Consider the following 13,121-nt stretch of genomic DNA (forward strand, 5'->3'; position numbering starts at 1 on the left):
AGCGCGGTGGTCCCACCTGACCCCATGCCGAACTCAGAAGTGAAACGCCGTAGCGCCGATGGTAGTGTGGGGCTTCCCCATGCGAGAGTAGGGAACTGCCAGGCTTTTAATTAGAAGAGGCCACTCGAAAGAGTGGCCTTTTTGCTTTTGTCTAACGGCAGTTCGCTACTTGATAGGGACAAATCTGCCGAAACGTCCGGAGGACGGCCTCGAAGAGGTTCATAAACTGCCAGGCTCTTAATTAGAAGAAGGCCACTCGAAAGAGTGGCCTTTTTTATGCCACAGGAAAATAACGATTAAAATTATATGGATGTGAACTACCTCTCATTTTAGAAATCTGTAGAATAATTTTTGATTTATATGCGAATGGTTGGAAATTATTTCTATAACCATGCTTATTGCATGGCAATAAATGCAATTTTTTTCTTCATTATCATGCGTATGATTTATCACATTCGCCGCCGAGTGTTTCTCTGCGGCTAGAAAAATACAAATCTAACTTACCCTACTTACTAAATGAGAATGTTATGGAATCAACATCAAGTGCAAGCGTAACGCTGGAAGGCTCCTTACCTGCCGGTCGGGCAACCATGACGGAAAGTGAATGGCGTGAAGCGACCAAGTTCGACGGTACTGACGTCGGTTGGGTGATTATGAGCATCGGCATGGCGATCGGCGCCGGCATCGTGTTTTTACCCGTTCAGGTGGGATTGATGGGGCTGTGGGTGTTTTTGCTCTCGTCGATTATTGGCTATCCGGCAATGTATCTGTTTCAGCGCCTCTTTATTAATACTCTGGCAGAGTCTCCCGAGTGTAAAGACTACCCCAGCGTTATCAGCGGCTACCTGGGAAAAAACTGGGGCATTCTGTTAGGTGCGCTTTACTTCGTTATGCTGGTTATCTGGATGTTCGTATATTCCACGGCAATTACCAATGACAGCGCCTCTTATTTACATACTTTCGGCATAACGGAAGGCCTGCTGTCCGAGAGCCCCTTCTATGGACTGGCGCTTATCTGCATCTTAGTGGCTATTTCCTCGCGCGGCGAGAAGCTGCTGTTTAAGGTTTCCAGCCTGATGGTGCTGACCAAGCTGCTGGTCGTGGCTTTGTTGGGGCTATCCATGATAGGCATGTGGCACTTGTATAACGTTGGTTCACTGCCACCAGCGGGCCTGTTGGTGAAGAATGCGATAATCACGCTTCCGTTTACGCTGACGTCCATCCTGTTTATCCAAACGCTGAGCCCGATGGTCATCTCTTATCGTTCACGCACGAAGTCTATCGAGGTTGCCCGCCACAAGGCGCTGCGCGCCATGAATATTGCATTTGGCGTTTTGTTCGTCACCGTATTCTTCTATGCCGTTTCTTTTACGCTGGCGATGGGCCATGACGAAGCGGTAAAGGCCTATGAGCAGAATATTTCCGCATTGGCGATTGCTGCGCAGTTTATCAGCGGCGACGGCGCCGCCTGGGTCAAAATCGTCAGCGTTATTCTGAATATATTTGCCGTTATGACCGCCTTCTTCGGCGTGTATCTCGGCTTTCGCGAAGCGACGCAGGGCATCGTGATGAACCTGCTTCGCCGTAAGCTTCCGGCCGATAAGATCAACGAGACTCTGGTTCAGCGTGGAATTATGGTGTTCGCCATTCTTCTGTCCTGGAGTGCGATTGTCCTGAATGCGCCGGTGCTGAGCTTCACCTCTATCTGCAGCCCGATCTTCGGTATGGTTGGCTGTCTGATCCCCGCGTGGTTGGTCTACAAAGTTCCCTCTCTTCACAAATACAAGGGCGCTTCGCTGATGCTGATTATCTTTACCGGTCTGTTGTTGTGCGTTTCTCCGTTCCTGGCATTCTCCTGATGCTGACGAACGCTAAGCCTTAAGGTTGTTATTATGTCCAAGCCTGAAATGAATCCGTTGTGGAAGCTTTTTATTCTCGCCGTGCAGGAAGAGGTTAAGCCTGCTCTGGGCTGTACCGAGCCCATCTCTCTGGCGTTAGCGAGCGCCGTTGCCGCGTCCCGCCTGTCGGGTCCGGCAGAGCGAATTGATGCATGGGTTTCACCAAACCTGATGAAAAACGGAATGGGCGTAACCGTTCCGGGTACGGGAATGGTGGGCCTGCCCATCGCGGCTGCGCTGGGCGCCGTGGGTGGTGACGCTCACGCAGGCCTGGAGGTGTTAAAAGCGGCCTCACAAGAGGATGTCGCGCACGCCAAAATGATGCTGGATGAAGGACGAGTTCGCGTAATGCTGAAGTCGCCGTGTGAAGATATCCTTTATTCCCAGGCCAAGGCGTTTGCTGGTGACGAATGGGCAAGCGTTACTATCGTTGGCGGACATACTCGAATCGTACGGATTGAAACTCAGGATGGCGTTTGCTTTACCCTTGCTGAGGATTCGCAGGATGCGTCAGCAGACGACCCGCTGGCCGTTCTGTCGCACTCGTCACTGGCGGAGATCCTGATGTTTGTGAATCAGGTTCCCTTTGAGGATATTCGCTTTATCCTTGAAGCGGCGCACCTTAACGACGCCCTGTCGAAAGAAGGCCTGCGCGGGCGCTGGGGGCTGCATATTGGCGCAACATTAGAGAAGCAGTGTGAGCGCGGGCTGATGGCAAAAGACCTTTTGTCAGAGATTCTGATCCGCACCAGCGCTGCGTCGGATGCGCGCATGGGCGGCGCGACGCTGCCCGCCATGAGTAATTCCGGTTCCGGCAATCAGGGGATCGCCGCCACGATGCCAGTCGTTGTCGTTGCCGAATACTTTGGCGCAGATGAAGAACGCTTGGCTAGAGCGTTAATGCTGTCGCACCTGAGCGCTATCTATATCCATTATCAACTGCCGAAGCTGTCTGCGCTGTGCGCAGCGACAACGGCGGCAATGGGTGCGGCGGCAGGCATGACCTGGCTGGTTGATGGCGATTATCAAACCATTTCAATGGCGATTGGCAGCATGATCGGCGACGTTAGCGGCATGATTTGCGATGGAGCCTCGAACAGCTGCGCGATGAAGGTGTCTACCAGCGTCTCCTCTGCGTGGAAAGCGGTGCTGATGGCGCTGGACGATACCGCTGTGACGGGCAATGAGGGCATTGTTGCAGATGACGTAGAGCGTTCAATATCCAACCTGTGCGCGTTAGCCTGCCGGTCAATGCAGGAAACCGATCGGCAGATCATTGAAATTATGGCGAATAAAGTGCGGTAATCGCTTTGTATGCCCCGGTTGAGTGACTGGGGCTGCCTTTTTCTGCGTATTGCCGAGGTGACGATAAACGTCGGGTTATCGGCGAAATAACGCACCACCTCATACAAAGTTCATAATCCTGCGTTAAAAAGGGCGCTGATTCTCTTTCATGGATGAAGACAACGGTGATTGTTCGGTTTTTCAAGGCCCTGTTTCGGGTTATTAACGTCGTATTTCGAAAGCTTTTCTCCCGAAGGCTTATTTTCCTCTATCTGTTGTCTGCCGCTATTTCCTTGGGGCTGATTCATTACGCGGAGCGTGAAATCGTCGGCGCTACCGAGGCGCAGATCTACGACAGCGTTGAGGACATTCCCGCTCGGAAAGTCGCTCTGGTGCTCGGCGCCAAGCCCAACAACCGCTATTTCACCCGGCGCATTGACGCCGCCGCCGAGCTGTACCATGCCGGAAAGATTCAGTGGCTGTTGGTCAGCGGCGACAATGGCAAAAAGCACTATGATGAACCGTCGGCCATGCAGCGGGCACTGATGGAAAAAGGCGTGCCGAAAGGCGCTATTTTTTGCGACTACGCCGGGTTCTCAACCCTTGATTCGGTGGTCAGAGCCAATAAGGTCTTTGGGGAAAATGACTTCATCATCGTCTCCCAGCAATTTCATAACCAGCGGGCGCTGTACCTGGCGCGACAGTACGGCATTGATGCCATTGCCTACGATGCAAAAGACTTGCCCAGCGGGCGCGGGAAGTATACCCGCATGCGGGAGAAGCTGGCCCGCGTCAGCGCGCTGTTGGACAGCCGCGTGCTGCACCGGCAACCCAAGTTTCTTGGCCCGAGCGTAACCATTGGGCCAGATACCGACAGCGGTTGCCCGAGTCAATAGCCAGCGAAGCGTTAGCGTTTAGCGGCCAGCCAGGCGCGGATAAACTCGGCGACCTGCGAGCAGTCGTTAATGTTCAGGACCGGGATACCCACATCGAGCGCCTCGTCCGTCGCCAGCGCTATCGCATACTCGTCCAGCAGGTCGTCTAACGGCCTGCCGACGGCGGCACGGTACAGAGCTATTTTAGGAACCGGTTCCTGCTTAAAGCCCTCCAATAGCACTAAATCGATAAGCAGAGGATCAAACTTACCCACCAGCTCGGGCAGGTTAACCGCCCGTTGGGGCGTTTCCGTCATTAACGCCCACCGCTGGTCGCAGGCGACGATGGTCTGAACTGCGCCCGCTTTACGAAGCTCGTAGCTGTCTTTTCCCGGCGTGTCGACGTCCACGTCATGATGTGAATGCTTTATCAGGCCGCAGCGAATGCCCATATCCGCAAGCATTGGGATGAGCTTTTTTAGCAGCGTAGTTTTTCCCGTACCGCTGTAGGCAGTGATGGCCAGTAGGGGAAGAGGGGCGTTGATCATTTTTGGCGGCTCTCCTGCTCGGCGTCGTCCAGCGTGTTGATATTGCGAAAGGCGCGGGGATCGTCATTAAACCTGACCGGTATCGCGTTCTGCGCGGACATAAAGAGCATCAGCTTGCGATCGCCTCCCAAGAGATAGTCACGCAAAGGCTTTATCAGCCGAGTGCTGATAAGCGCTACCGTAGGATGAGATCGCTCGCCGTCGTCGGCGTAGGCCGCCAAAGCGTTCTGCTTTCCGTTCCATAAAACTTCCGCCAGGTTGGTAGGGATAAACGGCGTATCGCAGGGGGCGAACAGAACCCATTCTGTCGGGCTATTTTCTAAAACGGTTAAGATGCCGGCAAGGGGGCCTTTAAAGCCGCTGATGGTATCAGAAAGCACCGGATAGCCGCTTTTTTGGTATTCGTCGATATTGCGGTTGGCGCTGATAATGACTCCGTTCACCTGCGCTTCCAACCGCTGGAGAACGTGTTGATAGAGCGGTTTTCCGCCGATATTAACCAGCCCTTTATCAAGGCCGCCCATACGAGTTGCTTGACCTCCCGACAGTACGGCGCCGGTAAGCGTGGGGAGCGACATGTTATAACCTCACTGACATTCGACCGGAACAGGCGCCCATTTTAACGCGTTTATAAAACGCTCGCCCCGTTTAATTGAATTAATTGATAATGATTTTCATTTTATATTAAACAAACGTCTCTTTATTTATTTCTATTAAAGACGTAATCTATTTTGGTATTCATAAAGTATATTTCTTCCCTTATTAATTAAGGTGTGTGTAGTTTATAACTCTAAAGAGGTATTAATTGCTTATAACCCTAAATAGTTATATTCGAAGAGTGAATTAAAATAGAGTTTGAAGCCTGTCAAAAAACTGAATTTTCAATGACTTTTTCGTTGATCTAAAACAAGTATTCTTTAGGCAAGATATTCATTTTTCCTTCAATTCGTTATATTTAAACGGATAATAAAATACTACCTTTTAAGTATGTTTCTGGCGTGATAAATCAGTGCGAAGGGACGTATTTCTTCTTTCTCAAACGGCGAAGTAAAGGTCGAAAATATAATAAATTGGGAGTTATTACCGTGGGCAAATTTAAGGCAAGGTTATCAGCTGGCTTACTGATATTGTTTGCATCGCTTCTGGCAATCAATACGGCAAGCGCCAACAAGCTTAATGTTGAAGCTCGTAATGAAGCATTTGCGAAAGACCATAAGGATCAGTACGACTCTTGGCGCGCAACCAGCGAATTAGACACGCTGGGCGGCGGCCTGGATGAATATCCCGACATGGTTATCCTCTGGGCGGGCTATCCGTTCGCTAAAGACTACAAAAAAGCGCGTGGGCACTTCTACGCTATTACCGATATCCGTCAGTCGCTGCGTACCGCTGCGCCGATGAAAGATACGGACGGTCCGCTGCCGATGGCCTGCTGGAGCTGTAAGAGCCCGGACGTCGCCCGCCTTATCGATGAAGGCGGCGAAGACGCTTACTTCGAAGGCATGTGGGCGCGCGGCGGCTCTCAGGTCGTTAACCCCATCGGCTGCGCCGACTGTCACGATACGGCGTCAAAAGATTTTGCCGCAGGCAAGCCTGCGCTCTATATGTCTCGTCCTTACACCGCGCGCGCGTTGGAAGCTATCGGCAAGCCGTTTGATAAGGCCAGCCGCTTAGACCAGCAGTCTATGGTGTGCAGCAACTGTCACGTTGAGTACTACTTCTCCGGCAAGAACAAAGCGGTCAAGTTCCCGTGGGATGGGGGTATGACGGTTGAGAAAATGGAAGAGTACTACGACAACATCGAATTTTCCGACTGGAAGCACGCGCTCTCCAAAGCGCCGATGATCAAGGCCCAGCACCCAGAGTATGAGACCTGGAGCCAGGGTGTTCACGGCAAGAACAACGTGACCTGTATCGACTGCCACATGCCGAAGGTACAGAACGCCGACGGTAAGCTCTACACCGACCACAAGATCGGCAATCCTTTCGACAGGTTTGCTGAAAGCTGCTCAAGCTGCCACACGCAGAGCAAGCAGCAGCTGCAGGACATCGTCGCCAGCAGAAAAGAAGCGGTAAGAGAGCTTAAGAAGAAGGCCGAGCGTCAGCTGGTTCACGCGCACTTTGAAGCCAAGGCCGCATGGGACGCAGGCGCGACCGAAGAAGAGATGAAGCCGATCCTTCAGGATATCCGTCACGCTCAGTGGCGTTGGGACTACGCTATCGCGTCTCACGGCATCCATATGCACGCGCCGGAAGTTGGTCTGAAAGTGCTGGGCACGTCTCTCGACAAGTCCGCTGAGGCTCGCACCAAGCTGGCTCGCCTGTTGGCGACCAAAGGGATAACGACGCCGATCGCTCTGCCGGATATTTCCACAAAAGCAAACGCTCAAAAGGCTCTAGGCATGGATATGCAGAAGCTGGAAAGCGAAAAACAAGAGTTCCTGAAAACCCGCGTGGTTGAGTGGGACAACGAAGCCAAGAAAGAAGGCCGCTTGTTAAACCAATAAATGCGACTGGCCCCGCGTTTGGCGGGGCCCAATAAAGGTGGAAATCTCATGAGTAGTTTACGTTTGCTATTCAAAGGCGGGCTATTAATGCTGGCATCCATGCTTGCTGCGACGGCCATGCCGGCGTCGGCGGCGTCGCAGCAGGATGCGGCCGCTTCGTCCGGCTATCAGGTTGAGCTACAGCGTAATCGCGACTACGCCTGTACTCAGTGTCATAAAGAAAATAAGGATGGGATGCACGGCGCTCACGCCAAGGCGACGAATCCCAACACCGGGACGCCGGTGACCTGCACCAACTGTCACGGCACGATCTCGCCCGCGCACCGTGACGGCGCTGCGGATGCGATGCGCTTTAACAAAGATACCTTCCCGGTGGATAAGCAGAACCAGGTTTGTATGACCTGTCACCAGCCTGAGAAGCTGCGCGCCGCGCTGTGGGCTCATGACGTGCACATTCTGAAAACGTCCTGCGCCAGCTGCCACCAGCTGCACCCAGCCGTCGATCCGGTGAAAGGGTTGGACAAGAAGGGCCAAATCAAGCTGTGCGTCGACTGTCATAGCGAACAGCAAAAGCAGCATCAAAAAGAGAAGGAAACGCCATGAGTTGCTCACGCCGTCATTTTATTGCCGGTATGGGAGCAGTTATTTTGACGACCGGCGCCGCGCATCGCGTGTTGGCACAAACGATGTCGGTTAACGGTATTCGCTATGGCATGGTGTATGACGAAACTCGTTGTATCGGATGCACCGCCTGTATGGATGCCTGCCGGGAGGTCAATAACGTTCCTGATGGGGTATCGCGGCTCAATATTATCCGCACCGGCCCCGTCGGGGAGTTTCCAGAGGCAAAATATCAGTTCGACCGTCACTCCTGTCAGCACTGCGACAATCCGCCCTGTGTGGACGTCTGCCCGACGGGAGCCTCTTACAAAGATGCGGCTACCGGTATCGTTGACGTGAATCCAGACCGCTGCGTAGGCTGCCAGTACTGTATCGCTGCCTGCCCTTATCGCGTGCGCTTTATTCACCCGGTGAAAAAGAGCGCCGACAAGTGCAACTTCTGTCGCGATACCAACTTGGCCAAGGGCAAGCTGCCCGCCTGCGTAGAGTCCTGCCCAACCAAGGCGTTGACGTTCGGTAATCTGGACGATCCTAACAGCGATATCGTGAAGCTGATTGCGGATAAGACCACTTACCGCTCCAAGGTACATCTGGGCACTGAGCCGAAGATGTATCGCATTCCAAGCAAACACGGGGAGATTAAAGGATGAGCAGCGCTTTCCACTTTGACTCTCTGGTCTGGGACTGGCCGATCGCCATTTACCTGTTTCTGATAGGCATTTCTGCGGGGATGGTGACCATCGCCATTTTCCTTAAGCGCAGGATCCTGGGTAATGAAGCCAGCCGCGACGGCGTTATTAAGGCTACGGCGATTATCGCGCCGCTGACCATTATCGTCGGTCTGACCATTTTGATTTTCCACCTGACCAAGCCATGGACCTTCTGGTACCTGATGATCTTCTACAGCCCGACCTCCGTTATGTCGATGGGCGTTATGCTGTTCCAGGTCTATATGGTCGTGCTGATTGTCTGGCTGGCCGTGCTGTTTCGTGAAGAGATCCGTCAATTTACCCAAACCCGTCTGACGGCGTTTAGCTGGGTGAACGGCATTATCGCTTCGCTGGCGCGGCTTGAGAAGGTGCTGGAGCCGCTGATGGTGCTTTTGGCGGTGCTGCTGGGAGTCTATACCGGCTTTCTGCTGTCGGCGCTGAAAACCTATCCCATGTTGAACAACCCGGTTCTGCCCGTTCTGTTCTTGTTCTCGGGCGTGTCGTCCGGCGCGGCGGCGGCGGTGCTGTTTGGCGTAACCTGGTTTAAGCAGCCGACGGACAGCCCCTCCATTCACTTTGTCCATCAGATCGAAAAACCGGTTGTACTGTTCGAACTGCTGCTGCTGTTTGCGCTGTTCGTCGGCCTGTTCTTCGGCGGCGGCCAGAAAGAGGTCGCTGCAGTTGCGGCTATTGGCGGCGGATTCTGGTCCAACGTCTTCTGGTTTGGCATTATCGGCCTTGGCATTTTGCTGCCGCTGATTATGGGCGCCGTGTGCAGCCATCGCGTTCAGCACAGCAAGGGCTATCTCGTGACGGTTGCCTGCATGGGGCTTTGTGGTGTACTTATGTTGAGATTCTTCATCCTGTACGCGGGCCAAATGACGGTAGCTTAATGAGCGTAAAAGAAAAGGGAACGGCATGATTCCAGAACTGGGTCTGCTGTCCCTACTGGGCGCACTGGCGCTCTCACTTCTGTTAAGTATTGTACCGCCGGTGGGCCTGTTCTGCCGGCGGTCGTTACTCACTCGCTACGGTGCGCCGTTAAGCTACGGCGCATGTTTATTTATCACGCTTTCCATTGCGCTTTTGGGCTATAGCTTTGCCACCGACGATTTCTCGGTCATGTACGTCGCTCAGCATTCAAATTCTCAGCTGCCGGTCTTTTTTAAGGTTGCGGCGGTGTGGGGAGGCCACGAAGGCTCCATGCTGTTCTGGCTGTTCTCGCTTTCCGTTTGGACTGCGCTATTAGCGGCATTTAGTCGCCGTATGGACCCGCAGGTCAGCGCGGCGGCGCTGGCGGTGCTCGGCCTTATCATGGTGGGGTTCTGCCTGTTTATCCTGTTTCTTTCCAACCCGTTTGAGCGCGCCTTTTCTTCAACGATGGCCGCACCGATGGAAGGGCGAGACCTTAACCCGATGCTGCAGGACGTCGGCCTGATTTTTCACCCACCGCTGCTCTATTTAGGCTACGTTGGCTTTGCCGTTAACTTTGCGCTGGCGATTGCCGCGCTGGCGAGCGGTAAAATGGACGCCGCCGTCGCCCACTGGAGCCGACCTTGGGCGCTGGCCGCGTGGATTTGCCTGACCGGCGGCATTATTCTTGGTTCGTGGTGGGCCTACTATGAGTTAGGCTGGGGCGGCTGGTGGTTCTGGGATCCGGTAGAAAACGCTTCGCTGATGCCGTGGCTTTTAGGCACCGCGCTGTTGCACTCGCTGATAGTGACGGAACGACGGGGCGCGTTCAGCCACTGGAGTCTGCTGCTTTCCATCTTCACTTTTGCGCTCAGCCTGCTGGGCACTTTCATCGTTCGCTCCGGCGTTTTGACCTCCGTGCACGCTTTTGCCGTTGACCCCGATCGCGGCATCATGCTGCTTCTTCTGTTGGGCCTGGCCGTGATGGGCGCGTTGACGCTGTTTGCGCTAAGAGCCAATACCCAGCCTTCCGCCGCGCGCTTCGGGCTTTTGTCGAGAGAGACAATGCTGTTGGCGGCCAACGTGCTGCTGAGCGTTGCGACGCTGATTGTGCTTATCGGCACCTTTTATCCGATGCTGTTTACCGCATTCGGATTGGGTTCTATTTCCGTCGGCGCGCCTTATTTCAACGCCACCTTTGTTCCGCCCGCGCTGCTGGCCCTGTCCGTTATGGGGATCTCTGCGCTAAGCCGCTGGAAAAGCATGGGAGCGGGTACAGGAAGGCGTCTGGCCGTTTTAGCTCTGTTAGCCGCCGCGGTCGGCGTTGGCGGCGCGCTGCTGTTTGACCGGTTTTACCCGATGGTCGCTCTGTCGCTTGCGCTCGCCGCGTGGGTTTGCCTGAGCAACCTGTCGATGGTTCGCCGACTGTCCTTGAGGCGGTGCGGCGTTTGGCTGGCGCACTGTGGCGTTGCCGTCACCACGGTGGGCATTGTGATTTCCAGCTATTACTCCATCGAGACGGGGGTGAAAATGGCCCAAGGCAGTGAGGCGAGGCTTGGCGACTACCGCTTTAACTATCAGGAAACTCGCCTGCTAGTGGGGCCGAACTATACGTCGGAACAGGCGGTGATTTCGGTGACAAAAGCGGACAAGAACGTGGCGACGCTTATGCCTGAACGGCGTCACTATACGGTAAGAACCATGTTGATGAGCGAGCCGGGCATTTCCTGGGGAATTTTCGGCGACGTGTACGCGATTATGGGGGAGAAGGTGGATCGGGACAGCTACGCGCTGCGTTTTCACTATAAGCCCTTTATCCGCTGGGTGTGGGGCGGCGGCCTTTTGATGATGCTAGGCGGCATTTTGCTGCTTGCCGGCCGGATACGCTCGCGAAAAGAGGTGACGTCATGACGCGCCTGAAGCTGTTTATTCCTCTATTACTGGTCGCCGCTTTGGGCATCGCGCTCCTGTTTGGCCTGCGTCAGGATCCCCATCAGCTCGGATTGACCCAGCAGGATAAGCCGATGCCGACCTTTGCGGCAGACGACCTGCTGCTACGCAACCGGACATTTTCCGAACGGGACTTTCAGGGGCACATTACGGTGCTCAACGTTTGGGCCAGCTGGTGCCCTTCCTGTAAGTCAGAGTTTTCGTTTTTAAGCAAGCTGGGGCAGCGGACGGAGTTCAAGCTCTACGGCCTCAACTATCGCGATACCCGTAGCGCGGCAGTCAAGATGCTTAACGAGCTGGGCAATCCCTACTTCCGCTCGATTTACGATCCCGAGGGCAAGCTTGCGATGGAGCTCGGCGTTTACGGCACGCCGGAAACCTATCTTATCGACGCCCGGGGCGCGATCCGCTACCGCTATTCTGGTGAATTAAACGCCGAGGTTTGGAAAGTGGAGTTCGAGCCGAAAATCGGTTCGCTGATGAAGGGGGAGCCGCTGCCATGATTCGCTGCTGGCGCCTGTTGCTGCTGCTGTGCTTCGCGCTGCCTCTACGGGCTGAGATTGTCGATACCTGGCAGTTTAAAACGCCGGAAAACCAGGAGCGGGCCGTGACGCTCGCCAAGCAGCTGCGCTGCCCGCAGTGTCAGAATCAGAATTTGGTGGAGTCCACTTCGCCGATAGCCCGCGATCTGCGCCTTGAGGTTTATCGCATGGTGGACGAAGGTAAATCGAACGATGAGATCGTGAGCGTGATGACCAGCCGATTTGGCGATTTTGTCCTGTATAAGCCGCGCTTTGGCGTGCAGACGGCCCTGCTGTGGCTCAGCCCGCTCGTGCTGCTGCTTTTCGCCGCAGTGGCGGCATGGCGCTACGTTCGTCGCCGGGCTCAACCTTTGCCCGAAATGAGCGACGAACAGCGCCGTAAGCTTGAACAACTGTTGGAGAAAAAGCGGTGACGGCATTTTGGATTGGTAGCGGCATTCTGGCTCTGCTGGCGATAGCTATCGTCTGGCTGCCGTTTTGTCGCGCCGGGAAAGCGCCGCCGCAGACGCTGCGCGAGCAGGTTAACGTTGCGCTGTACCGCCAGGAGTCCGCCCTGGCCGAAAGGCTGTTTGGTTGCGAGGAAAGCGAGCGCCGTCAGGCCGAAGCGTTAAAGGAAGAGCTGGCGCTGAGTCTGTTGCAAAACGCGCAGGACGCCCCGGCTTCAGCGATGGACGGCAAGCGTTCGACGCTTCTGACGCCGGTGCTGATGACGGTATTTACGCTGGTGCTAACGATAGGCGGCTACGTAGCGTACGGCCAGTATTCGTCGTCCGCCGAGTTTGTGCGTCAGGGGGGCAACGCGCTGTTTGAGGGTATGAGCGAAGAGCAGATGCAGGACAAGGTGGTCGCCGAGCTGATGCAGCGCATTCGCACGTCGCCCAACGACAGCGAGTCCTGGTTCTTGCTCGGCCAACGTTATCTGAACAGCAATGCGTTTGAAAACGCGCTGGTCGCTTTCGACAGAGTGGCCAAAATTCGCGGCGACGACGCCGAAGTCCTAACGGCCAAAGCGACTACGCTCTACTATCAGGCTGGCCAGCGCATGACGCCGCAGGCCGAATTGCTGATTCAGCGAGCGCTGGCGCTCGACCCTAATCAAATTACCGCACTCATGCTTTTAGCCTCCGATCGCTTCCTCAACGCCCAATATCAACAGGCGATCGACATCTGGCAGCGGCTGCTTGACAGCGAGGATCCCCGCGTCGATCGCGCCAGGCTGATTGAGGCCATCAACATGGCGCGGATGATGAAATAATGGGCTGTTAAATTTTTAT

At 54.6% G+C, this 13,121-nt stretch carries 13 protein-coding genes and 1 rRNA gene; 12 read left to right on the top strand and 2 right to left on the bottom strand.

The features are described from left to right. The 4 genes from rrf to G544_RS0116990 all read left to right on the top strand — a co-directional run. Positions 1 to 104 (top strand): 5S ribosomal RNA (gene rrf / locus G544_RS0116975); the annotation flags it as partial. Positions 105 to 527: 423 nt separating this feature from the next. Beyond that, positions 528 to 1,859 (top strand): SLC5/6 family protein, encoded by a 1,332-nt coding sequence (locus G544_RS0116980; RefSeq protein ID WP_027275703.1) that lies wholly within the window; start codon positions 528 to 530, stop codon positions 1,857 to 1,859. A gap of 33 nt (positions 1,860 to 1,892) precedes the next feature. Continuing rightward, complete coding sequence (locus tag G544_RS0116985) at positions 1,893 to 3,203, top strand: L-cysteine desulfidase family protein (RefSeq protein ID WP_027275704.1); 1,311 nt, start codon at positions 1,893 to 1,895, stop codon at positions 3,201 to 3,203. A gap of 164 nt (positions 3,204 to 3,367) precedes the next feature. Further along, positions 3,368 to 4,078 (top strand): SanA/YdcF family protein, encoded by a 711-nt coding sequence (locus G544_RS0116990; RefSeq protein ID WP_373876288.1) that lies wholly within the window; start codon positions 3,368 to 3,370, stop codon positions 4,076 to 4,078. An 11-nt stretch (positions 4,079 to 4,089) separates the two neighbouring features. Here G544_RS0116990 and mobB read toward each other — a convergent pair whose 3' ends face one another. After that, complete coding sequence (gene mobB / locus G544_RS0116995; protein WP_027275706.1) at positions 4,090 to 4,605, bottom strand: molybdopterin-guanine dinucleotide biosynthesis protein MobB; 516 nt, start codon at positions 4,603 to 4,605, stop codon at positions 4,090 to 4,092. Then, positions 4,602 to 5,183, bottom strand: a complete 582-nt coding sequence (mobA, locus tag G544_RS0117000; protein ID WP_027275707.1) for a molybdenum cofactor guanylyltransferase MobA — start codon at positions 5,181 to 5,183, stop codon at positions 4,602 to 4,604. Before mobA ends, mobB begins: the two co-directional genes overlap by 4 nt. A gap of 501 nt (positions 5,184 to 5,684) precedes the next feature. Here mobA and nrfA point away from each other — a divergent pair. The 8 genes from nrfA to ccmI are packed head-to-tail and all read left to right on the top strand — an operon-like array spanning position 5,685 to position 13,102. Continuing rightward, positions 5,685 to 7,112, top strand: coding sequence for an ammonia-forming nitrite reductase cytochrome c552 subunit (gene nrfA / locus G544_RS0117005; RefSeq protein WP_373876289.1), 1,428 nt, complete (start codon positions 5,685 to 5,687; stop codon positions 7,110 to 7,112). A gap of 48 nt (positions 7,113 to 7,160) precedes the next feature. After that, the gene (gene nrfB / locus G544_RS0117010; RefSeq protein ID WP_027275709.1) at positions 7,161 to 7,715 is read left to right on the top strand and encodes a cytochrome c nitrite reductase pentaheme subunit; all 555 of its coding nucleotides are present in this window, start codon (positions 7,161 to 7,163) and stop codon (positions 7,713 to 7,715) included. Continuing rightward, on the top strand, positions 7,712 to 8,383 hold the full coding sequence (nrfC, locus tag G544_RS0117015; protein ID WP_027275710.1) for a cytochrome c nitrite reductase Fe-S protein: 672 nt from the start codon (positions 7,712 to 7,714) through the stop codon (positions 8,381 to 8,383). The genes nrfB and nrfC overlap by 4 nt, the downstream gene beginning before the upstream one ends. Continuing rightward, positions 8,380 to 9,336, top strand: a complete 957-nt coding sequence (nrfD, locus tag G544_RS0117020; RefSeq protein ID WP_027275711.1) for a cytochrome c nitrite reductase subunit NrfD — start codon at positions 8,380 to 8,382, stop codon at positions 9,334 to 9,336. The genes nrfC and nrfD overlap by 4 nt, the downstream gene beginning before the upstream one ends. A 25-nt stretch (positions 9,337 to 9,361) precedes the next feature. Beyond that, a complete protein-coding gene (locus G544_RS0117025; protein ID WP_027275712.1) occupies positions 9,362 to 11,266 on the top strand; it encodes a heme lyase CcmF/NrfE family subunit in 1,905 nt (634 codons plus the stop codon). Next, on the top strand, positions 11,263 to 11,808 hold the full coding sequence (locus tag G544_RS0117030; protein WP_027275713.1) for a DsbE family thiol:disulfide interchange protein: 546 nt from the start codon (positions 11,263 to 11,265) through the stop codon (positions 11,806 to 11,808). The genes G544_RS0117025 and G544_RS0117030 overlap by 4 nt, the downstream gene beginning before the upstream one ends. Continuing rightward, positions 11,805 to 12,260: a heme lyase NrfEFG subunit NrfF gene (gene nrfF, locus G544_RS0117035; protein WP_027275714.1), complete on the top strand. Its 456-nt coding sequence runs from the start codon at positions 11,805 to 11,807 to the stop codon at positions 12,258 to 12,260. Before G544_RS0117030 ends, nrfF begins: the two co-directional genes overlap by 4 nt. Next, positions 12,257 to 13,102 carry a c-type cytochrome biogenesis protein CcmI gene (ccmI, locus tag G544_RS21425; protein ID WP_051155813.1) on the top strand — a complete coding sequence of 282 codons (846 nt, stop codon included), beginning with the start codon at positions 12,257 to 12,259 and terminating at the stop codon, positions 13,100 to 13,102. Before nrfF ends, ccmI begins: the two co-directional genes overlap by 4 nt. Positions 13,103 to 13,121 lie beyond the last annotated feature (19 nt).

The sequence above is a fragment of the Leminorella grimontii ATCC 33999 = DSM 5078 genome, assembly GCF_000439085.1.
GTDB lineage: Bacteria > Pseudomonadota > Gammaproteobacteria > Enterobacterales > Enterobacteriaceae > Leminorella > Leminorella grimontii.

Excerpts from the sequence above, each read along its gene's own strand:
- nrfC (WP_027275710.1), top strand. The coding sequence starts at position 7,712 with ATGAGTTGCTCACGCCGTCATTTTATTGCCGGTATGGGAGCAGTTATT.
- nrfD (WP_027275711.1), top strand. The coding sequence starts at position 8,380 with ATGAGCAGCGCTTTCCACTTTGACTCTCTGGTCTGGGACTGGCCGATC.
- mobB (WP_027275706.1), bottom strand. The coding sequence starts at position 4,605 with ATGATCAACGCCCCTCTTCCCCTACTGGCCATCACTGCCTACAGCGGT.
- mobA (WP_027275707.1), bottom strand. The coding sequence starts at position 5,183 with ATGTCGCTCCCCACGCTTACCGGCGCCGTACTGTCGGGAGGTCAAGCA.
- G544_RS0116980 (WP_027275703.1), top strand. The coding sequence starts at position 528 with ATGGAATCAACATCAAGTGCAAGCGTAACGCTGGAAGGCTCCTTACCT.
- G544_RS0116985 (WP_027275704.1), top strand. The coding sequence starts at position 1,893 with ATGTCCAAGCCTGAAATGAATCCGTTGTGGAAGCTTTTTATTCTCGCC.
- nrfF (WP_027275714.1), top strand. The coding sequence starts at position 11,805 with ATGATTCGCTGCTGGCGCCTGTTGCTGCTGCTGTGCTTCGCGCTGCCT.
- nrfB (WP_027275709.1), top strand. The coding sequence starts at position 7,161 with ATGAGTAGTTTACGTTTGCTATTCAAAGGCGGGCTATTAATGCTGGCA.
- G544_RS0117030 (WP_027275713.1), top strand. The coding sequence starts at position 11,263 with ATGACGCGCCTGAAGCTGTTTATTCCTCTATTACTGGTCGCCGCTTTG.
- G544_RS0117025 (WP_027275712.1), top strand. The coding sequence starts at position 9,362 with ATGATTCCAGAACTGGGTCTGCTGTCCCTACTGGGCGCACTGGCGCTC.